The sequence below is a fragment of the Akkermansia muciniphila genome (assembly GCF_030848305.1).
Lineage (GTDB): Bacteria > Verrucomicrobiota > Verrucomicrobiia > Verrucomicrobiales > Akkermansiaceae > Akkermansia > Akkermansia muciniphila_A.
The window spans coordinates 2,362,574-2,382,478 of the sequence record NZ_CP114598.1 but is presented as its reverse complement, the minus strand read 5'-3'; the positions used below and the strand labels follow the sequence as shown (position 1 = coordinate 2,382,478).

Annotated in this window: 16 protein-coding genes, 1 tRNA gene and 1 CRISPR repeat array; of the genes, 4 read left to right on the top strand and 13 right to left on the bottom strand. The window is 54.4% G+C overall.

The genetic code is table 11. From position 1 onward, the window contains the following. Window positions 1–194: 194 nt before the first annotated feature. Complete coding sequence (locus O4G22_RS10370; RefSeq protein ID WP_297666946.1) at window positions 195–1,835, bottom strand: alkyl sulfatase C-terminal domain-containing protein; 1,641 nt, start codon at window positions 1,833–1,835, stop codon at window positions 195–197. A gap of 335 nt (window positions 1,836–2,170) precedes the next feature. On the opposite strand from O4G22_RS10370, the gene O4G22_RS10365 reads away from it, so the two are divergent. Next, window positions 2,171–2,647, top strand: coding sequence for an NUDIX domain-containing protein (locus O4G22_RS10365; protein ID WP_179218532.1), 477 nt, complete (start codon window positions 2,171–2,173; stop codon window positions 2,645–2,647). Here O4G22_RS10365 and meaB read toward each other — a convergent pair. The 11 genes from meaB to alr form a co-directional block, all read right to left on the bottom strand. Then, on the bottom strand, window positions 2,622–3,632 hold the full coding sequence (meaB, locus tag O4G22_RS10360) for a methylmalonyl Co-A mutase-associated GTPase MeaB (protein ID WP_233465488.1): 1,011 nt from the start codon (window positions 3,630–3,632) through the stop codon (window positions 2,622–2,624). The two genes, O4G22_RS10365 and meaB, sit on opposite strands and share 26 nt — an antisense overlap. Window positions 3,633–3,657: 25 nt before the next feature. After that, the gene (locus O4G22_RS10355) at window positions 3,658–5,172 is read right to left on the bottom strand and encodes a beta-N-acetylhexosaminidase (RefSeq protein ID WP_297666948.1); all 1,515 of its coding nucleotides are present in this window, start codon (window positions 5,170–5,172) and stop codon (window positions 3,658–3,660) included. Window positions 5,173–5,207: 35 nt separating this feature from the next. Beyond that, window positions 5,208–6,689: a beta-N-acetylhexosaminidase gene (locus O4G22_RS10350; RefSeq protein WP_297666950.1), complete on the bottom strand. Its 1,482-nt coding sequence runs from the start codon at window positions 6,687–6,689 to the stop codon at window positions 5,208–5,210. Between the two features lie 167 nt (window positions 6,690–6,856). Beyond that, window positions 6,857–6,931 (bottom strand) — tRNA-Gln (locus O4G22_RS10345). A 134-nt stretch (window positions 6,932–7,065) separates the two neighbouring features. Next, window positions 7,066–7,530, bottom strand: a complete 465-nt coding sequence (locus tag O4G22_RS10340) for a Panacea domain-containing protein (RefSeq protein ID WP_022196939.1) — start codon at window positions 7,528–7,530, stop codon at window positions 7,066–7,068. A 305-nt stretch (window positions 7,531–7,835) separates the two neighbouring features. Beyond that, the gene (gene thiM / locus O4G22_RS10335) at window positions 7,836–8,651 is read right to left on the bottom strand and encodes a hydroxyethylthiazole kinase (protein WP_297666952.1); all 816 of its coding nucleotides are present in this window, start codon (window positions 8,649–8,651) and stop codon (window positions 7,836–7,838) included. A gap of 45 nt (window positions 8,652–8,696) precedes the next feature. After that, on the bottom strand, window positions 8,697–9,311 hold the full coding sequence (gene thiE, locus O4G22_RS10330; RefSeq protein ID WP_094137139.1) for a thiamine phosphate synthase: 615 nt from the start codon (window positions 9,309–9,311) through the stop codon (window positions 8,697–8,699). Between the two features lie 19 nt (window positions 9,312–9,330). Continuing rightward, the gene (gene cysK / locus O4G22_RS10325) at window positions 9,331–10,260 is read right to left on the bottom strand and encodes a cysteine synthase A (protein ID WP_297666954.1); all 930 of its coding nucleotides are present in this window, start codon (window positions 10,258–10,260) and stop codon (window positions 9,331–9,333) included. Window positions 10,261–10,296: 36 nt separating this feature from the next. After that, a complete protein-coding gene (locus tag O4G22_RS10320) occupies window positions 10,297–11,583 on the bottom strand; it encodes an O-acetylhomoserine aminocarboxypropyltransferase/cysteine synthase family protein (RefSeq protein WP_215490245.1) in 1,287 nt (428 codons plus the stop codon). Window positions 11,584–11,717: 134 nt separating this feature from the next. After that, complete coding sequence (locus tag O4G22_RS10315) at window positions 11,718–12,158, bottom strand: RrF2 family transcriptional regulator (RefSeq protein WP_094137189.1); 441 nt, start codon at window positions 12,156–12,158, stop codon at window positions 11,718–11,720. A gap of 92 nt (window positions 12,159–12,250) precedes the next feature. Then, on the bottom strand, window positions 12,251–13,357 hold the full coding sequence (gene alr / locus O4G22_RS10310; RefSeq protein WP_297406459.1) for an alanine racemase: 1,107 nt from the start codon (window positions 13,355–13,357) through the stop codon (window positions 12,251–12,253). A 364-nt stretch (window positions 13,358–13,721) separates the two neighbouring features. On the opposite strand from alr, the gene O4G22_RS10305 reads away from it, so the two are divergent. From O4G22_RS10305 to cas2, 3 genes are read left to right on the top strand one after another with little or no spacing between them, the layout of a single operon-like run. Beyond that, window positions 13,722–17,051, top strand: coding sequence for an HNH endonuclease domain-containing protein (locus tag O4G22_RS10305; protein ID WP_306713883.1), 3,330 nt, complete (start codon window positions 13,722–13,724; stop codon window positions 17,049–17,051). A gap of 10 nt (window positions 17,052–17,061) precedes the next feature. Next, window positions 17,062–17,997 (top strand): type II CRISPR-associated endonuclease Cas1, encoded by a 936-nt coding sequence (gene cas1, locus O4G22_RS10300; RefSeq protein WP_306701733.1) that lies wholly within the window; start codon window positions 17,062–17,064, stop codon window positions 17,995–17,997. After that, window positions 17,964–18,296: a CRISPR-associated endonuclease Cas2 gene (gene cas2 / locus O4G22_RS10295; protein WP_300779917.1), complete on the top strand. Its 333-nt coding sequence runs from the start codon at window positions 17,964–17,966 to the stop codon at window positions 18,294–18,296. The genes cas1 and cas2 overlap by 34 nt, the downstream gene beginning before the upstream one ends. Before the next feature lie 60 nt (window positions 18,297–18,356). Then, window positions 18,357–18,722: a CRISPR direct-repeat array (repeat unit 36 nt; unit sequence ACTGTACTGTGCCTTATTTTGGATTCAAGGCAAAAC). Window positions 18,723–18,793: 71 nt separating this feature from the next. Here the strand turns inward: cas2 and O4G22_RS10290 are convergent. Further along, window positions 18,794–19,864, bottom strand: a complete 1,071-nt coding sequence (locus O4G22_RS10290) for a tyrosine-type recombinase/integrase (protein ID WP_306701732.1) — start codon at window positions 19,862–19,864, stop codon at window positions 18,794–18,796. Between the last annotated feature and the right edge of the window lie 41 nt (window positions 19,865–19,905).

Below are 19,905 nucleotides of genomic sequence, written 5' to 3'. Positions count from 1 at the left end.
ATTAGCCCTTACCCTATGGGAAGAAAAATCGTTGAATGTTGCGGGGAGAGAATATGTTTAGCCCTTGAGAAATAGTCATTCCTTGTTTCAATTGCTTTCCTGCGCCGGAAGGCATGGCCGTTTGAACAATATTTGCTGATACGGTTAATGATGTTGAGAAAAATAATGCCGGTACTCTTCAAGAGGTAATGAGCTCAGGGAACTATGATATGGAAGTTCCCATGGAACTTATCCATGCATCCGAGCAGTTCCCTGAATTTATCCGTATTGCCTTCAATTTTAATCATGCCTTTGTCCAGCGCCGTCTTTAAGGGCATTGCGCGCGTGGCAACCAGGGCAAAGTGGAGTTTGTCTCCGGTAATGACTGCGTCGGGGTGTTTGACCGGTTTTCCTTCGCGGTACATCAGTACTTCGTTTTCAATCCAGAAACCGTATGGTTTTCCATTTTGGGCAATCCAGTTGAAAGCCAGCTTTTTCCCTTTGGTCTTTTCGCTATTCAGGCTGACGCCCAGGTAGTCGAACAGCAGTTCAGGAGTCAGGGCAGATAACGTGTCCGTCAAGACGAGTTCGCGGGAATTTTTAAGCAGACCGCTTCCCGGTTCCCCGGCATTGACGAGAAGTTCATTGTTTCGGAATAAGGACTCCGTTTGATAACCGAATTGTTTCAACATATTTCCTGCAAGATTCCTTATGTTGCCGCTTTTTAGATTGGCAAACATAACGTGCCTTGATGCCTCGGCGTCTTGACGATAGTCCTTTTGCCCGGTGATTTCCGGAGAGCTAATCTTGATTCTGCCGTCTTCCGGCATCGGATTGATTTTTTCCGCAATCTCTGCGGGAGAATACCCTTTGCTGACCAGATTCAATATCCGGTCATGCATGTATTTGCAGCTGCGGCATTCCCTGGCCAGGAACCGTTTAATATTTTCTTTTCCCATTCTGGGCCGATGATGTTGCGCGAATAAAATTTCTATTTTGTCTTCATAACGCTGAATGGCTTGATCAAGAGCTTTCCACCGGTTTTTTGCGTCCCTTATTTTGGATACTCCCAGAGTGCAAATATCATGCATGGCCCTTGCCGTGTCTTCTCCATAAAAAAGCGCCTTGAATTGTGGAAAATACATTAGTGCGGCAGGAGAGGCTCCCATTCCGGGAACCGTCATGAATTCCACTTCTATGCCGTCTATCCTTACTGTTCCACCTGTCTTGGCGGTAGTCCCGGCAGGCGGGAACGCTGTAATGATTTTACCGGAATCAGCGGCGCCCCTGCCGGAATGCAGGGCGCTTTTTACCGTTTTATCAAAAGGAGCGGCCTCCCTGCGGGCAGAATTTTTTTTCATGGTATTGCCCGCATGAGCCTTTTCCGGGATGGCTTTTTGCGGAGAGTTTCCCTGTATCGGTATCTGCGTTCCTTTGGAATTGATGTTCTGCCCGGATGTCACTCTTCTGGCATGGGCAAAATGGTCGATATGGGGGTGTGTATGGACGATGGCTTTGACAATCCGTTTTCCCGCTTTCCGGTAGTAAAGGTTAAGACTTTCGGTCATAATTTCTTCCGGGACGAAAGGGGTAATGATCATGATGCCTTCCTGTCCCTCCATAATAGTTATGTTCGGAAAACCGTTCCCGTGAATCTGGTAAATTCCTTTCGTGACTTCAAACAGCGCTCTTCTGGCATTGGAACGGGAAATGCTCCGCGCATCCGGTTTGTCTTTGGGGCCTTGTTCCGCATCTTGCGTGCTGTGAGGGTCATTTTTGTTTGCTCCGTACACTCCGCCTCCCCATACGGACATTGCCAGAAGCGCGGTGGCCAAACAGTTTATTTTTATGATCATATCGGAGCTTTATTAATGGAATGCGCGAAAAATAAAAGGGAGGCCTGCTTCCCGGAGTTTACTATGTGAAAACAATAGACTTGCCAATAAAGAACAATGTTCGAAAAAAGGGAGGATGTTAATATCTGATTACTAAAATTTTTAGCTGATTGGACGGCATTCCCGCTGCAAACGGAACATTTTCCGTCTTTATTTTTCTGATGGAAGGTGGATGATGTCCGGGCCGCCTGGAAGGAGGGGGAAAAAATCTGTAAAAGGATTTTTTGCCCGTTTTCAACAGGCTTATGGAAGAACATGGCTGGAAATGCGGAAAAGGTTATGTTAATGAACAAGGCATGGAAAGATTGTATCGTCCGAATGTTGCGGGGATGATGGTCCGGCAGGACGGGAAATTATTGATTTGCGAGCGTTCCGGGCAGAAAGGGGCCTGGCAGTTTCCCCAGGGCGGGATTGACCCGGGGGAAACGGCTTTGGATGCCGTGCGGCGCGAGATTAGAGAGGAAGTGGGGTTTTTACCGACCCAGTATGATATTGTGGAATCCCGGAAAGGGTATCGTTACGATTATCCGCCGGAGGTGCTGGAGTATGTCCGTGAAAAGCGGCGGCAGCCTTTTGTGGGGCAGGAGCAGGAATATTTCCTGTGCCGGCTGCATGCGGACGCTCCGGCCCCCGACCTGGACAATCGGGAGTTTTGCGCCTATCAATGGATAACCCCGGCCGAATTTAAGCTGGAGTGGCTGCCGGAGTTTAAAAAGGAAGTTTACGCCAGGGTGCTTGAAGATTTCTTTAATGTCCGGGCGCTGGATAAGTGAAGTGGCTCAGCAGGTCGTGTGCGGCGGAAACGGGGTCCATCTTGTCCCCCGCCACCATGTTTTCCAGAATAGGCATGCGGGACGCTACGGCGGGGTGCTGTTCAAAGGCGGTGAGCAGGGCTTCATGCACCAGGGCCTGCACCCATGAGAGGGACTGGCTCCGGCGGCGGTTGTACCAGAATCCGGATTCCTTCATGCTGTCCCGGAAGCGGAAGAGCGTTTCTTCAATGGTGTCCAGACCGCGTCCCTCCAGGGAGGAACAGGTGAGGACGGAGGGCGTCCAGCCGGGAGTGGGGCTTTGCAGGTAGTGAAGCACCATTTTCAGTTCCTGGCAGTGGGCTGCGGCGCGTTGGCGGTTGTCGCCGTCATCCTTGGTAACTACCAGGATATCCGCGAGTTCCATAATGCCCCGCTTGATTCCCTGGAGATCGTCTCCGGCTCCGGTGATGAGCAGGAGCATGAATATGTCCACCATGGAGCGCACCGTAGTTTCCGACTGGCCGACCCCCACGGTTTCAATGAGAATAATGTCAAAGCCCGCGGCTTCGCATGCAATCATGGTTTCACGCGTTTTCCGGGCTACGCCGCCCAAAGAGCCGCCGGAGGGGGAAGGGCGGATGAAGGCGTTTTCCTCTCCGGAGAGTTCCTCCATGCGTGTTTTGTCTCCCATAATGGAACCGCGGGAGACTGAAGAAGACGGGTCAATAGCCAGCACGGCCACCTTGAAGCCTTTTTTGCAAAGGTAGGTGCCGAAGGCTTCAATGAAGGAGGATTTTCCGGCGCCAGGAACGCCCGTGATGCCGATGCGGACGGCGTTGCCCGAATGGGGCAGGAGCCTGGAGATGAGGGCGCGGGAAGATTCCTGATCCCGGACGGCATTGCTTTCTATCAGTGTAATGGCCCTTCCCAGCAGGGCGCGGTTTCCGGCCAGTACTCCCTGGGCCAGTTCTTCTACGGAGGGGCGGTGCGGACGTGCAAATTTCATGTTGCTCATGGAAAAAGAATGCGGATTATTTGAAAGGCGGTTCGTTTTCTTTAGTGCGCTCCATATCATAATTGAAGCGTTTGAGGATGAATTGACGGTGGTCGGCCAGCTTGCGCCGGAAGTTCTCCCAGGAACGCGCGTTCATCGGGGACCAGCCGGCTTCCGCAATGGCGCAGGCGCGCGGATAGGTGCGGTAGAGAATATGATCCAGGGCAGGGAGATGCTCTCCCCACACGGTGCCCTGAACGCCGATGATGTGGTTCGCTTCCTTTTCCGGTTTTCCAAAAGCGGGATCCAGCTTATAGCTTTGTTCCAGCGTGGTGGTGGGCATCCATCCCCGGTTGTTTTGCCCTGGAATTTGCGGATAGTCCAGGTAGCAGTGTTCTCCGGCAGCAATGATCAGGGAGAGTCCCTGTTTTTTTGTTTCTGTGATGGTGGACGGAGTCTGGCCCATGCGCCAGGTGAAGACGGCGTCTCCTTTGCTGTAAATGTTGGCTTTGGCCCACGGTTTTTCATACCATAGCTGGATGCGCTTGCCGTGAACAGCCAGCATGGAGGACATTTTTTTGATGAATTCCTTCAATTCCTCATGGACGTCCTTCATGCCTTTTTGCTCCCGGTACCGGATGCTGAGGGGGCATTGGGCCCAGGTTTTTTCCAGGGGGGCTTCATCCCCGCCCAGATGGACGATGCCGGACGGGAAGATGTCTTTGAGTTCCTTGAAAACAGCGGCATAAAATTCCCATACTTCCGGCTTGTGCGGGCAGATGAGGTGGAGAGTGACGCCTTCATCGGTCTTTACTTTCGTATCCGGGTTCGGGAAGCAGAAGAATTCAGGATAGGCTGCCGCCAGGGCCTGATTGTGGCCCGGCACGTCTATTTCAGGGATGACCTCAATGCCGCGCGCCGCGCAGTACTCCACCAGATCCTTCAGTTCCTGTTTGGTGTACATCCCCTCATGAGGAGTTCCGTTGCGCATGCTTTCTTTCCGTTTGGAAGAGATGCTTTTGAGTTTGGGGTAGCCGGGCACCGGAAGACGCCACCCCTGGTCGTCCGTCAAGTGGATCTGGAGCTTGTTGAATTTGTAGTAGGCCATAAGGTCCACGAATTTTTCCAGGTCCTTGACGGGGATGAAATGCCGCGCGGGGTCCACCATGAGGCCGCGCCAGGGGTAGCGCGGCTCGTCCGTAATGACGCCGCAGGGGATGCCCTCCGGCTGCTCCGCCAACTGGTCCCGGAGCTGGCGGAGGGTTGCCAGCCCGTAAATTCTGCCCTCCCTTCCTCCGGAAGCGATGTGCGCCCCCTGAGGAGTGACCGAGAGCCGGTAGGCGGCCTTTCCCAGGGACGGGGATTCCCGGTCGGAAAGAAGTTTCAGGGTTCTGGTACTGTTTTGCTGCAGCTCCGTTTTTTCCGGCTCCGGGATAACGCTGTATTTTTCCGCTGCGGCGGCACATGCCGTGTGTGCGGAAAAAATGGCGCAGGCCAGGATGGAGGGCAGTTTGAACATCACGGTAAGTTGTTTCGGAAAAGACTCTATCATGGTGAAGGAGGCGTGATAAGGAAAAACGGCGGGAATTACTTTTTGTTTTTCCACGGGAAGGCGGGTTCATTCTCCCTGGTGCGCTCCATATCATAATTGAAGCGTTTGAGGATGAATTGACGGTGGTCGGCCAGCTTGCGCCGGAAGTTTTCCCAGGAACGCGCGTTCATCGGGGACCAGCCGGCTTCCGCAATGGCGCAGGCGCGCGGATAGGCGCGGTAAAGCAAGTGGTCCAGGTCCGGCAGGCGTTCCGCCCATATGGGGGCATGAACGCCCCGGATATGGCCTGCCTCGTTCTCCGGTTTTCCAAAAGCGGGATCCAGTTCATAACATTTTTGCAGGGTGGTGGTTTTCATCCATCCCCAGTTGTGCTGCCCCTGAATCTGGGGAAAATCCAGGTAACAGTATTCGTTGGATGCCATAATCAGGTCCAATTTCGCCTTTCTGGCCTTCTCTATAGACTGGCATGCCTGGTTTTGCCGCCAGGCGTAAACCGTTTCCCCCGGATGGTAAATGCCGGCATTCCCCTCATACCAGAATTGCGGTTTTTGTCCGTTTTTGGCAAGCAGGGCTGTCGTTTTCGCAAAAAAGGCTCTCATTTGTTCCTGTTCGTCTTTCATGCCTGCTTTAGTCCGGGCTTCCCGGCACAGAGGGCATTTTCCCCAGAGTTCCGTAGGGGCCTCATCCCCGCCCAGATGAACCGTGCCGGACGGGAAAATATCTTTGAGTTCCTTGAAAACGGCGGCATAAAATTCCCAGACTTCCGGCTTTTGGGGGCAGACCAGTTCCCTGCTGTTTCCCGCTGTCGTCCGCACGTTTATGTCCGGTTTGGGGAAGCAGAAAAATTCCGGGTAGGCGGCATGGAGCGCCTGGTTGTGGCCCGGCATGTCTATTTCAGGGATGACTTCAATCCCCCGCTTGGCGCAGTACTCCACCAGGCCTTTCAATTCCTGTTTGGTGTACATCCCCTCGTGGGGGATTCCGTCTCCGAAGCTTTCCGCCCGCCTGGAGGCGACGCTTTTCAATTTGGGGTAACCGGGCACGGGCAGCCTCCAGCCCTGGTTGTCCGTCAGATGCAGGTGCAGCTTGTTGAATTTGTAGTAGGCCATGAGGTTCACGAATTTTTCCAGGTCCTTGACGGGGATAAAATGCCGCGCGGGGTCCACCATGAGGCCGCGCCAGGGGTAGCGCGGCTCGTCCGTAATAATGCCGCAGGGGATGCCCTCCGGCTGCTCCGCCAACTGGTCCCGAAGCTGGCGGAGGGTTGCCAGCCCGTAAATTCTGCCCTCCTTTCCTCCGGAAGCGAGGTGCGCTCCCTGCGGGGTGACCGTGAGCCGGTAGGCGTCCGTTCTCAGGGACGGAGCTTCCCGGTCGGAAAGAAGCTGTAAAGTTGTTGCTGTTTCTTGCTTGAGTTCCGTTCTGGACGGCTCAGGGATAATGCTGTATTGGGCTGCCGCTTCTGCCGGAGGGGAGAAGGAGAGCAGAATGCCGCCGAGAAGGAATAAAAGACGTGCCATATTTCCAATATAAACGGGGAGGAAACAGGTTCTGTCAAAGAATCATCTTTTGCTTCCAGATTTTTTACCGTCTCCTTGTTGTCCGGTTTGTGGGAAGGGGCGGTGGAAGCGGGAATAAAAAGAAAATAAAAGAGCCGTCTCCGGAGAAACGGCTCTTTTATTAGAAGTGGTAGCCCTATGAGGACTCGAACCCCAAAATACGGAACCAGAATCCGCTGTGTTACCGATTACACTATAGGGCTATGTAACGGACGCTTTGAAAGCGCGGGCGCATTAAAGCGGAACCGGCCGTTTTTTGCAAGTTTTTTTTTACTCAAAGATATGTTTTGATTGGAAAAAGGCTGTGCAGGGAAGCGGCAGGCTGTTTTTTCCGGAATTATCCGGCCAGGCTTTGAAAGTACGCCTGCACATGTTCCTCTGTGATTTGCTGGCGGTGCGCCTGTTCGTGCCTGCCCTGGGCCTGCCGCCATGGGGAGGAAGGGGCGGTGTTGATGCGTCCGAGCTGCTGGGCCGTATATTTGCCATAGAAGTTCCAGATATGTTCCAGAAAGGGAATGATGTCCGTTTCCTCCTCCAAAGGGGGCTGGCGGCGGCTGGGATGTTCTATGGAAGAGTAGGGCGGCTGATCCTTGTATTCATGATAAATGGAAGGGAGTACCGGACCGGAAGGCCATGCTTCCACCCGTTCATTGATCAGAAAACCGCCTGTTCGGTGCAGATGCCACCAGTCCGCCAGAATGACCAGATGGTTCAGTTTGACGGGCGTCAGGACGTGCCCCCTGGCGTTCGACTGCTGAATGAACCAGTTGCAGAGTTTTTGCGTGGTAGTGGAGTTTGCCATGCTGAAATGGATTGCTTTTTATTATAGGGAGCCGCAGGTATTTCTCAACACTAAATCCGCTTGCAGTCCCAGCGCTCGGCGGTCGGGATAGGCAAACGGCTGTGGCGGGATCCGGCAGGTCCCCGGGATGCTGTTTCCTGCTCCGTGGGCGTAACGCCTGAAAGCATGGCGCAGGTTTTCCAGCGGGGCGGGCCCCGGAGCTTTCTTTCTCCCGGATAGCCTCAGCTGAGGCGCCTGCCTCCTCCGGAGCCGGCAGGATCAGGCCGTATGAATGCGGCGTAACCTTCCGGAGGGGAGGGAGACGGTTAAAGGGAAAGAAAGCGCGCTCTACGGACAACGTCTTCCGGAGAAAGGGAGTAAAGGCTGTCCAGCAATGATACGGCAAAGGAACCGGGGGCGGGGCTCTGTTCAAAGGCCATTTCTCCGGCAATGCCCATGAGTACGGCTGTGGAAACGGCCGCCTGCAGGGGAGTGGGGGAAACGGCGGCGCAGGCGGCGGATAATGCCCCCATGGAACAGCCCACGCCCGTGACGCGGGACATCATGGCGTGTCCGTTTTCCGTGGCGATTACCTGGCGGCCGTCCGTGGAATAGTCCGTACGCCCCGTAACAAGCACGGCCGCCCCCGTGTGCAGGGCCAGTTCCCTGGCCGCATGCAGGGCGTCTGCGCTGGAACTGGTGCTTTCCGGCCCTTTCATGACGGAGGAATAGCCGGCCAGGGCCATGATTTCAGAAGCGTTTCCGCGGATGATGCGGGGAGACTGTTCCTTTAATTGCCCCGCCAGCCGCGTGCGCAGGGAGAGCGCCCCTACGGCCACAGGATCCATCACCCAGGGGATATTCAGCCGGTTGGCTTCCCGCACCGCCGTTTGCATGGCGGCCCCCTGTTCGCGCGTCACGGTGCCCAGGTTGACCAGCAGGGCGCCTGTTCCGTTGCGGAGCATGTCCGCCGCTTCTTCCGCGTCGTTGAGCATCGCGGGCACAGCGCCTATGGCCAGCAGAAGATTAGCCGTCAGCGGCTGGACGACGGAATTGGTCAGGGAAAGAACCAGCGGGGCCGTTTCCCGGATTTTTCCCAGATCGGCGGCAACGGCTTGAACAAGGTTTGTTGATGAAAGCATGGCGTTAAAAAATGATGGTGTCCGGCATTTCCCGCGGTCCGCCCGTCAGGCCAGAGCCCGTGCGGCGGCTTCCGGGTTCTCCGCTCCGCAAATGGCGGAGACAACGGCAATTCCGGAGGCTGTTCCCGTGGCGCGCACCTGCCGGGCCCGTTCCGCGTCCAGACCGCCGATGGCGACAACGGGCAGCGGTGACTGTGAAGCCAGAGCGGAGAAGCCTTCCACGCCCAGCACGGGCGGGGCGTTCAGCTTGGAAATGGTGGGAAAGACGGGGCCCATGCCCAGGTAGTCCACCAGGGCGGCATCCACGGCGCGGAGCTGGTTCTCATTGGAGACGGACAGCCCCAGGATTTTATCCGGGCCGATCATGGCTCTGACGGATGGAACCGGAAGATCCCTCTGGCCGATGTGGACGCCGTCTGCTTCCAGCGCCAGGGCCAGGTCAATGCGGTTATTGACAATGAAGGGAATACCGCGGGAGGCCAGGAAATCCCGTATGGGCAGGGCTTCCCGGTAACAGGTTCCCGCATCCGGGTTGGTGGAGCGGTACTGCACGATGGTAATTCCCCCGTCCGCCGCTTTCCGGACGGTTTCCAGAAGGCTGTAGCGGCATTTGGACGGTTCATCCGTAACCAGGTAGAGATGGAGGTTGAATTTTTTCATGACAAAGGAATGGAAAGAATCAGTCCGTAAACAGAGGGGTGGAAAGATAGCGGTCCCCCGTGTCCGGCAGCAGGACGACGATGGTCTTGCCTTCATTCTCCGGGCGCCGCGCCACCTGTGTGGCGGCCCATAGAGCGGCGCCGGAGGAAATGCCCGCCAGCACGCCGTCCGTGCGCGCCAGCTCCTTCCCTGTGGCGAAAGCGTCTTCATTGGTGACGGTGATGACTTCATTGTACACGGAGGTGTCCAGCGTTTCCGGAACGAATCCCGCGCCAATGCCCTGAATCTTGTGGGGGCCGGCCGTGCCCTGGGTCAGCACGGGGGAGGAGAACGGCTCCACAGCCACGACCCGGATGTCCGGATTACGGGATTTAAGGTATTTGCCCACGCCTGTGATCGTTCCTCCGGTACCCACGCCCGCCACAAAAATATCCGCTTTGCCTTCTGTATCATTCCAGATTTCCGGGCCTGTGGTGCGGAAATGAGCTTCCGGGTTGGCCGGGTTGGCGAACTGGCCGGGGATAAAGCTGTTGGGCAGTCCCGCGGCCAGTTCCTCCGCCTTGGCGATGGCTCCTTTCATGCCCAGCGCGCCGTCCGTCAGCACCAGTTCCGCGCCGTAGGCTTTCAGGAGGTTGCGGCGTTCCACGCTCATCGTCTCCGGCATGGTCAGTATAATCCGGTACCCGCGTGAAGCGGCCACCGCCGCCAGGCCGATGCCCGTGTTTCCGCTGGTGGGCTCAATGATGACGGAATCCGGCTTCAGCTCTCCGGCGGCTTCCGCCGCGTCAATCATGGCCTGGGCAATGCGGTCTTTCACGCTGCCGGCGGGGTTCAGGTATTCCAGCTTGGCCAGGATGGTGGCGTTCAGGCCGTTCCTGCGTTCGTAATTGGTCAGTTCCAGCAACGGGGTGCCGCCGATCAGTTCCGTAATGTTTTTGTAAATTTTCATGGCTTGTAGGGAAAGAGCGTTGCTGCCGTCAAATCGTTAGAGAATGGCGCGGAAGCCCTGTTCCAGATCTTCCAGAATATCGTCGATATGTTCCGTCCCGATGGAGAGTCGCACGGTGGATGGCGTAATGCCCCCCGCCTTCAGTTCTTCCTCCGTCATCTGGGAGTGGGTGGTGGAGGCGGGGTGAATCACCAGGGACTTGACGTCCGCCACGTTCGCGAGCAGGGAGAATAGTTCCAGGCTTTCGCAGAACTTGCGAGCTTTTTCCGCGCCACCCTTGATTTCAAAGGTGAAAATGGAGCCGCCCCCGTTCGGGTAGTATCTCTTGTAAAGGTCGTGGTCCGGATGGTCCGGCAGGGAGGGATGGTTCACTTTTTCCACCTGGGGATGGGCGGCCAGATAGCCCGCTACGCGCAGAGCGTTCTGCACATGGCGTTCCACCCGCAGGGAAAGTGTTTCCAGCCCCTGGAGAAGCAGGAAGGAATTGAACGGGCTGATGGTGGCTCCCGTGTCCCGCAGCAGGGTGGCCCGGATTTTGACGATATAGGCCAGATTGCCGCATACCTCCGCGAACACGGCTCCGTGGTAATTGGGGTTGGGCTTGCTGATGCCTGGGAACTTGTCGTTCTGCGTCCAGTCGAATTTGCCGCCGTCCACAATCACGCCGCCCATCACCGTGCCGTGGCCGCCGATGAATTTGGTAGCGGAGTGCACCACGATGTCAGCTCCGTGTTCCAAGGGGCGGAACAGGAAGGGCGTGGCGAACGTGCTGTCCACAATGAGCGGGATGCCGTGGGCGTGCGCCACTTCCGCCAGCGCTTCCATATCCACAATGTCGCAATTCGGGTTGCCCAGGCTTTCCACGTACAGGGCCTTGGTATTGTTCCGGATGGCCCTGGAAAAATTCTGAACGTCCCTCGCGTCCACGAAAGTGGTTTCTATGCCGGCATCCGCCAGCGTATTGGCGAAAAGATTGTACGTTCCGCCATATACGGTGGAGGAAGAAACAATGTGGTCCCCGGCCCGGGCGATGTTCTGGATGGCATACGTGACTGCGGCGGCCCCGGTGGATACGGCCAGCGCGGCCGCCCCTCCTTCCAGGGAGGCGATGCGTTGTTCAAAAACATCTGCGGTTGGGTTCATCAGGCGGTTATAAATATTGCCCGGCTCCGCCAGGGCAAAACGGGCCGCCGCCTGTTCCGAGTCTTTGAAGACATAGGAAGTGGTGGCGTAAATAGGTACGGCGCGCGCATCGGTGGCCGGGTCCGGACTTTCCTGACCCACGTGGATCTGGCGTGTTTCAAATCGATGGTTCTTGCTCATATTTTTATATTCCTATCGGAAAACTAGGAAATAGATAACGAAAAGAAAAGCCCATGTCAAGCTCCGGGTAAAAAAAACGGGACATGGGCCGGAATGGGAAAAGGTGGAGAAATGTTCAGGCCCGCGGCCGCTGCTTAAATGCCGGCTCCGTAGTCGCAGCCGATTTCCTTCTGCTGCTCGGCCAGATCTTCCAGCGTTACGCGGCGCAAATAATTCTCAATGACTTGCTGGAGCCCGCGCCAGAAAGGCAGCGTGGCGCATCCTGCCGCCCGCGGGCACGGATTTTCGTGGGGAGCCGTGCAGGAAATAGGCAGAAGGGAGCCTTCCGTCAGTTTCAGGATTTCTTCCGTGGTGTATTCGCGCGGATGTCTGGAAAGGCGGTATCCTCCCGCCTTTCCCCGGAAGCTCTGGACAAATCCCGCTTTCAGGAGGATGGCGATAATCTGTTCCAGATAACGTACGGTAATGTCCTGCCTGGCGGAAATCTCCTTCAGGGAAACGTAGCCTTCGTTGCGGTGGTGGGCGAGATCAATCATCAGGCGCAATGCGTAACGTCCTCTGGTGGAAACCTTCATCATATCGGTTAAATAAACGATATTTCCGGATGCCCGTCAATAGGGAATGAAGGTTCCACGCGGAGTGGCGAGCTTCTTCCCCGGTTGAAAGTCTAATAATTGTAATGGCGAGGAACCCGGGGGCCTATTCCGGTAAAAATTTCCCAGGAAATGGTGCCGGCCTTTTCAGCCAGTTCCGTCACGGGAATATTCGGCCCCATGATCTCTGCGGTCATGCCCGGTTCCGCGTGAGGCGCCCGGCTGACGTCCACGATGATCTGATCCATCGTCACGCGCCCGAGAAGGGGGCAGGAAACCCCGTCCACCATGACGCGGGCGCCCTTATGGGCCAGGGAACGCAGGTAGCCGTCCGCGTAGCCTATGCCCACGGTCGCCACCCTGGTGGGATGGTCCGTCACATAGGTGCCCCCGTAGGAAATGCCGTGGCCTTCCGGCAGCGTGCGCACCACCGTCAGGCGGGAAAAAAGAGCCATGGCCGGCCTTAATTGAGAGGCCCATGGGGAGTCAATGGGGGAAAACCCGTACAGCACCAGCCCGGGGCGGCACATGTTGTTGGAGGGGATTTCATAATCCAGGGAGGCGGCGCTGTTGGCCAGGTGGCAATACTTCAAGGGCAGTTTCTCCCGGATGCGGGCGGCCATCCGTTCAAAGAGGGCGATTTGCCTGAGCGTGATTTCCCGGTCCTCGTCCGCACAGGGCAGGTGTGCTCCCAGGCCTTCCAGATGCAGGCTGTCCAGTTCTCCCAGGCGGGAAAGCAGTTCTTCAAGCTGGTCCGGCAGGAATCCTCCGCGGCCCATTCCCGTATCCACGGAAAGGTGGATGGGCAGCGTCTTTCCGTACAGCCGCGCCAGGGAATTGTAATGCTCTGCTTCCTCCATGGTGGAAATGAAGGAGCGCCAGCCGTTCAGCACGATTTCCTCCCGTTCCTCCGGGAACGCGGGGCCCAGGATGTAAGGGCGGGTGCGGCAACCCGCCTGGCTGATGCGCCGGGCTTCCCCCACATTGGCCACCCCGAAGAAAGCGATGCCTTCCGAATCCAGCGTGCGGCAAACCTGTTCCAGCCCGTGGCCGTAGGCGCCTGCCTTCACGACGGGCATGTAATATTCCCCTTTGGCCGCCTGCTTGACGACATTCAGGTTATGGCGGATGGCCCCGAGGTCGATTTCGGCCCAGGCGCGGGGAGGGCTGGTTGCTGGCATGGTTGGAAAATGGCGGAAAGGTTGGAAAAAGAGGGGCGCCGGATGCTCCCGGCGCAGGGGATTGTCCGTCTTTGGCCGCGCAATTCCAGACGGATTTTTGTCAGTCTTTTGAACTTTCAAAGGATAATAAAAACCGCCTTGCGCTGAAACGCATGGCGGTTTGATAAAAATGCTTTTGTTACCGGTGTGACTGGCTGGCAGTCAGGAAAATCGGTTTGCATTTCAAATTTTGTCTTGAATCCGTTGGAAATTAAAGTGATGTTCAGATGTTTTGTCAACTGTTTTTTTGAATTGAATAATTTTTATAAAATACTTGATAAAATGCAATATTGGCATATAACATGAATAAAAGCAGTTTTTTGTGATGTCGCGTTCTCTTACTTTTTCGTTCGATATTGGTTACGCCTCCATTGGGTGGGCTGTCATTGCTTCCGCTTCTCATGATGATGCGGATCCCTCTGTTTGCGGTTGCGGTGCAGTTGTGTTTCCGAAAGATGATTGTCAGGCATTTAAAAGGCGTGAATACAGGCGTTTGAGACGCAATATCCGGTCTCGGCGCGTTCGTATCGAGCGTATTGGCAGATTGCTGGTTCAGGCTCAAATCATCACGCAGGAAATGAAGGAAACTCCCGGGCATCCCGCTCCCTTTTATTTGGCGTCAGAAGCATTAAAAGGACATAGGAATCTTGCCCCGATTGAACTTTGGCATGTCCTCCGCTGGTATGCTCATAACCGGGGGTACGACAATAATGTCTCATGGTCTGGCGGCTTTTCAGAAGATGGAGGGAACAAGGAAGATACCGAGAGAGTGCAGCATGCTAAAGATTTGATGGATAAACATGGGACGGCGACTATGGCGGAAACCATTTGCCGGGAATTGAAACTGGAAGAGGGCAAAGCGGATGCTCCGATGAATGTTTCAACGCCGGCTTATAAAAATCTCAATACCGCTTTTCCCCGTTTAACCGTGGAAAAGGAAGTACGGCGTATATTGGAGCTTTCCGCGCCTCTGATTCCGGGGCTGACTTCGGAAATCATGGAGTTGATTGCCCAGCATCATCCCCTGACAACGAAACAACGCGGCGTGTTGATTCATTACGGGATAAAATTGGCCCGGCGTTATCGTGGGAGTCTTTTGTTCGGTCAGTTAATCCCCCGTTTTGATAACCGCATCATCAGCCGTTGCCCTGTCTCGTGGGCTCAGGTGTATGAAGCTGAGCTAAAGAAAGGAAATTCTGAGCAAAATGCCCGTGAACGGGCAGAAAAACTATCCAAGGTTCCGACGGCGAATTGCCCGGAATTTTATGAATACCGCATGGCCCGGATTTTATGTAACATTCGTGCGGACGGAGAGCCTCTTTCTGCAGAGATACGCAGAGAATTGATGAATCAGGCCCGACAGGAAGGAAAGTTGACCAAAGCGTCTCTGGAGAAGGCCATCTCTTCTCGTCTGGGAGAGACAGAGACTAATGTAGCCAACTATTTTACTTTGCATCCTGACAGCGAAGAGGCTCTTTACCTGGATCCTGCCGTGGAAGTTCTGAAAAGAAGCGGCATCGGGGAAACTCTTTCTCCATCTGTTTGCCGGCTTGCCGCCAATCGTCTGCGTCGCGGGAAGTCCGTTACCCCGAATTATTTGTTGAATTTGCTTAAGTCCCGTGGGGAATCTGTCGAGGCGTTGGAAAAGAAAATAGAGAAAGAACGCCATCAACAGGCCAATCGAAAGAAAGCCAAGAAGACAGATCCGGATTATGCCGCCACGCCGTTAAAACCCAGGTATGCGACGGGACGAGCGCCGTATGCCCGCCCCGTCTTGAAAAAAGTTGTGGAAGAAACCCTTGACGGGGAAGACCCGACGCGTCCTGCCCGGGGAGAAGCGCATCCGGATGGGGAACTGAAAGCGCATGACGGTTGTCTGTATTGCCTCCTTGATACAGATTCTTCCGTGAATCAACACCAGAAAGAGCGCCGTCTTGATACGATGACCAACAACCACCTTGTGCGTCACCGTATGTTGATTCTGGATCGCTTGCTGAAGGATCTGATTCAGGATTTCGCCGGCGGCCAAAAAGACAGAATTTCCCGCATTTGTGTGGAAGTCGGTAAAGAACTGACGGCGTTTTCCGGCATGGACAGCAAAAAAATTCAGACAGAACTGAATCTGCGTCAGAAAAGCCATACGGAAGCCGTCAATAGATTAAAACGGGATTTGCCGGGGAAAGCGCTTTCTGCCAACCTGATACGCAAGTGCCGCATTGCCATGGACATGAACTGGACATGCCCGTTCACCGGCGCAACGTATGGCACGCATGAGCTGGAAAATCTGGAACTGGAACATATCGTGCCCCATTCTTTCAGGCAGTCTAACGCACTTTCTTCTCTGGTTCTTACCTGGCCGGGAGTCAACAGGATGAAAGGTCAGCGCACCGGGTACGACTTTGTGGAGCAGGAGCAGGAGAATCCTGTGCCGGATAAACCCAACCTGCATATTTGTTCCCTGAATAATTACAGGGAATTGGTTGAAAAGTTGGATGACAAGAAGGGGCATGAAGATGACCGCAAGCGCAAAAAGAAGCGCAAAGCCTTACTGATGGTGAGGGGATTGTCTCATAAACATCAATTACAAAATCACGATGCCATGAAGGAAATAGGCATGACGGAAGGCATGATGACGCAGAGTTCCCACCTGATGAAACTGGCCTGCAAATCTATAGGTAACGTTCTTCCGGATGCTCGCATCGACCTGATTCCTGGCGCCGTTACTGCTGAAGTCCGTAAGTCGTGGGATGTTTTGGGTGTTTTCAAAGAATTGTGTCCGGAGGCTGCAGACCCGGTCTCCGGCAAGATTCTTAAGGAAAACCTGCGTTCTCTCACTCATCTGCATCATGCCTTGGATGCCTGTGTACTGGGGCTTATTCCTGATATCATCCCTGCTCATCATAATGGTTTGCTGAGACGTGTTCTTGCCATGCGCCGGATCCCGGAAAAGCTGATACCTCAAGTCAGACCTGTTGCGAATCAGCGTCATTATGTCCTGAATGATGATGGCCGCATGATATTGCGCGATCTTTCTATTTCTCTTAAAGAAAATATTCGTGAAAAATTGATGGAGCAGAGAGTTGTTAAGCATATCCCCGCAGACATGGGCGGCGCTTTACTCAAGGAAACCATGCAGAGGGTGCTTTCTGTTCAGGGAAATGGGGAGGATGCCATGGTTTCTCTCTCCAAAAAGAAAGATGGGAAGAAGGAAAAAAATCAGGTAAAAGCAAGTAAATTGGTCGGAGTGTTTCCAGAAGGCGCTTCAAAATTGAAGGCTCTTAAGGCAGCCATAGAAATTGAAGGTAATTATGGAGTGGCGTTAGATCCCAAGCCGGTGGTGATTAGGCATATTAAGGTGTTTAAGCAAATCATGTCCTTGAAAGAACAGAACGGCGGCAAGCCGGTGCGTATTCTGAGAAACGGCATGCTGGTTCATTTAACCTCGTCCAAAGATCCCAGGCGTACAGGTGTATGGAGAATTGCATCCATCAAGGATGGAAAAGTTGGCGTAAAATTAGATCTTCAAAGAGCGCATTGCGCTGCACCTACTAACAAAAAGCATGAATGTAATTGGCGTGAAGTAGATCTCATTTCTTTATTAAAAAAATACCAAATGAAAATATATCCCACTTCTTATACGGGGACTCCACGATAAGGCATTTCCCATGTCATACCATATTCTGAGTATAGATGCTTATACATGCCATCTGAGCTGCGACAAGGGCCAGCTCAGATGCGTGGATGGAGAGAATTCTCCCCGGACGATTCCGCTGGAGGATGTGGGGGCTGTTGTACTCAGTTCGTTTAAGGCGACGCTCACGAGCAATTTGCTGATAGAGCTGGCCAGGAAGAGAATAGGTTTCGTGCTGTGTGAAAGCTACAGGCCTGCCGTGCTGCTCCTGCCGGCGGATCGGGCTACGGATACCGGTCTGTTAAGACATTTGGCGGATATGCCGGCCCGCTTGCGGAACCGTCTTTGGCAAAAGACTTTGGATGCCAAGTGTGGAAATCAGACGGCGCTGGCTCAGGCATGGAATCCGCATCATCCCGCCATTGCAGAGCTGAAGAGAATGGCCGTGACGGAAAAGACGGCGAGGGAAGCGGAGTGCGCCCGCCTGTTCTGGAGCGTATTTGCGGATACATGGGCAAACTCCGATTTTCGCAGGGGACGTCATGAGGAGGGGTTTAATGACCTCTTCAACTATGCGTACGCTATTCTGTTATCTTGCGTATTGCAATATCTCTTTGCTCTGGGGCTGGATCCCTGCTTCGGCATTTTTCATCAATCCCGGGAACATGCAGCGCCTTTGGCTTATGATCTGATGGAACCCTTCAGACCAGCCTTTGATGCCAATGTGGCCCGTTGGATTCATTTGTGCCTGCGGGAAGGAAAAACAGAAGAGGAAACAGGAGAGATCAATCGTGAGTACAGGCAACATATTACAGCCACCTTGCAGGCTGCTGTTATGTATCAGGATAAACAGTTGCCGTTGAAGGCGGCGGTAGAGGCCGTCTGCCGCAGTTTCCGCAAAGCAGTTCTTGCCGGGCAATCCGGACCGTATGAACCATGGGTTATGACAACTATAAAATGGGATGGCTAGTTGTGTTCTTTGATCTTCCCACAACCACGCCGGAAGATAAAAAAAACTATCAGTATTTCCGTAAGGCTCTTTTGGAAGACGGCTATACGATGATTCAGTATAGCGTCTATGCCCGTGCGTGCGTTACTCAGGAAAGAATGGCTACCCACTCCCGCAGAATCCAGAAAATGATACCGCCTGACGGCTCTGTCCGGTGTCTTTTCGTCACAAATATCCAGTGGGATAAGATGTTTGTTTTTCATGGCAGGTCTTGTCCCCGGCAGGATGTTTCCATGCCTCAGCAGATGCTCTTCTGGTAACAATATCGGACGCTGTATTCCTCTATAAGTCGCTGAACATAAAAATAAGGCACAGTATCTACTGTACTGTGCCTTATTTTGGATTCAAGGCAAAACCAATCATCAAATTCAGCGAAATGGAGGACGACTGTACTGTGCCTTATTTTGGATTCAAGGCAAAACAGCTAACCTCTGCGCATGGCTGCTGGGGGCACTGTACTGTGCCTTATTTTGGATTCAAGGCAAAACTGAGAGGGTCCTCATTGTACGTCGGGGTATACTGTACTGTGCCTTATTTTGGATTCAAGGCAAAACGCGATAACCGTATTGGGTGCCGGTTTGTGGACTGTACTGTGCCTTATTTTGGATTCAAGGCAAAACGAATCCCGGCTTCTTTCCCGGCTCGCGTCTACTGTACTGTGCCTTATTTTGGATTCAAGACAAAATAAATACGCCTCCTGTTTGATGACGCAGGGGGATTGTCCGTCTTTGGCCGCGCAATTCCAGACGGATTTTTGTCAGTCTTTTTTTAACGGAGCGGGAGGAATGAAGCTGTGCGTCCAGAACATGGCGCCGGTTGCGGAGGTGATTCCGTCCATGTTAAGATAGCGGGCCAAAAGCAGGGAGGGGGAGGAGTGCCCCATCTCCTTCTGAAGAAGGTTTTGATTGCAGAAATGGGCCAGGTGGTAGGAGGCGTAGGTATGCCTCAGCACGTCCTGCACCCATCCGCTTTTTTTCAGGATGCCGGATCGGCGCCTTACTTCCCTCCATTTCTTTTCCCAGTTGGGCGGGCAAACGGGACGGGAGGGGGAACCGGCGGAAGACGTCCGGCTGAGGATGGCGCCCAGCACGGGAAGGATGGAAACATGGCGGCTCCCGCCTGTTTTGGTATGGCTGGGCGCCAGTGAAACCAGGCCGGATTTCAGGTTGATGTGCTTCCAGGTCAGCCTTTTGACTTCGTGGGGGCGTATGCCCGCGTACAGCATCAGGGCGCAGGCCGGCAGGCATGCCCCGTGGAACAACTGTTCCGCGGTGTGGAGAAGCCGTTTTGCCTCGTACAGGGAAAGGGCCCTGATGCGTTTTTCCCTGAGGATGGGGGGAGGAACCAGAAAGGCCGCGTTTCTGCGGCACCACCCGCGCTTCAGGGAAAAATTCAGGATGCCGCTCAGGATCAGCCGCCCCTTGTGCCGCTGGCGGGGAGTGGAAAAGCTTTTGCGGAGATAACGCTCGCAATCTTCCGGCGTGATGGAACGGACCTGTTTTCTTGCCAGTTCCGGGCATTTTTTCATCATCCGGGCAGCCATATAGCGGATTTCCTGCAGGGTGCGGGGCCGGCGGTGTTTTCTTGCTTCCAGGCTGGCGCGGACAGCCTGGGAAAACGGCACGCTTGTTTCCCTGTCGGCAAGAGCCTCTCCTCCCAGCCGTATGCATCGTTTGGCCCGGGTTATTCTGTCGCCTCTTCCGCGGCTGGTGTCCAGGAGGTCCTTTAGAAGAAGGAAAGCGTCCATGGGAGGAATGCCCAGGGAACGGATGAGGAGGATTCCTGTCTGATCCGTGTTGGTGGGGAAAGAGGAAGTCGGTATGTTCATGAAGAACGTTGTAGCAGAGGATTCCCAATCCGTATGCAAGC

Bases quoted from the DNA above. Each gene is read 5' to 3' on its own strand.
- O4G22_RS10370 (WP_297666946.1), bottom strand. From the start codon at position 1,835: ATGATCATAAAAATAAACTGTTTGGCCACCGCGCTTCTGGCAATGTCC.
- O4G22_RS10365 (WP_179218532.1), top strand. From the start codon at position 2,171: ATGGAAAGATTGTATCGTCCGAATGTTGCGGGGATGATGGTCCGGCAG.
- meaB (WP_233465488.1), bottom strand. From the start codon at position 3,632: ATGAAATTTGCACGTCCGCACCGCCCCTCCGTAGAAGAACTGGCCCAG.
- O4G22_RS10355 (WP_297666948.1), bottom strand. From the start codon at position 5,172: ATGATAGAGTCTTTTCCGAAACAACTTACCGTGATGTTCAAACTGCCC.
- O4G22_RS10350 (WP_297666950.1), bottom strand. From the start codon at position 6,689: ATGGCACGTCTTTTATTCCTTCTCGGCGGCATTCTGCTCTCCTTCTCC.
- O4G22_RS10340 (WP_022196939.1), bottom strand. From the start codon at position 7,530: ATGGCAAACTCCACTACCACGCAAAAACTCTGCAACTGGTTCATTCAG.
- thiM (WP_297666952.1), bottom strand. From the start codon at position 8,651: ATGCTTTCATCAACAAACCTTGTTCAAGCCGTTGCCGCCGATCTGGGA.
- thiE (WP_094137139.1), bottom strand. From the start codon at position 9,311: ATGAAAAAATTCAACCTCCATCTCTACCTGGTTACGGATGAACCGTCC.
- cysK (WP_297666954.1), bottom strand. From the start codon at position 10,260: ATGAAAATTTACAAAAACATTACGGAACTGATCGGCGGCACCCCGTTG.
- O4G22_RS10320 (WP_215490245.1), bottom strand. From the start codon at position 11,583: ATGAGCAAGAACCATCGATTTGAAACACGCCAGATCCACGTGGGTCAG.
- O4G22_RS10315 (WP_094137189.1), bottom strand. From the start codon at position 12,158: ATGAAGGTTTCCACCAGAGGACGTTACGCATTGCGCCTGATGATTGAT.
- alr (WP_297406459.1), bottom strand. From the start codon at position 13,357: ATGCCAGCAACCAGCCCTCCCCGCGCCTGGGCCGAAATCGACCTCGGG.
- O4G22_RS10305 (WP_306713883.1), top strand. From the start codon at position 13,722: ATGTCGCGTTCTCTTACTTTTTCGTTCGATATTGGTTACGCCTCCATT.
- cas1 (WP_306701733.1), top strand. From the start codon at position 17,062: ATGTCATACCATATTCTGAGTATAGATGCTTATACATGCCATCTGAGC.
- cas2 (WP_300779917.1), top strand. From the start codon at position 17,964: ATGGGTTATGACAACTATAAAATGGGATGGCTAGTTGTGTTCTTTGAT.
- O4G22_RS10290 (WP_306701732.1), bottom strand. From the start codon at position 19,864: ATGAACATACCGACTTCCTCTTTCCCCACCAACACGGATCAGACAGGA.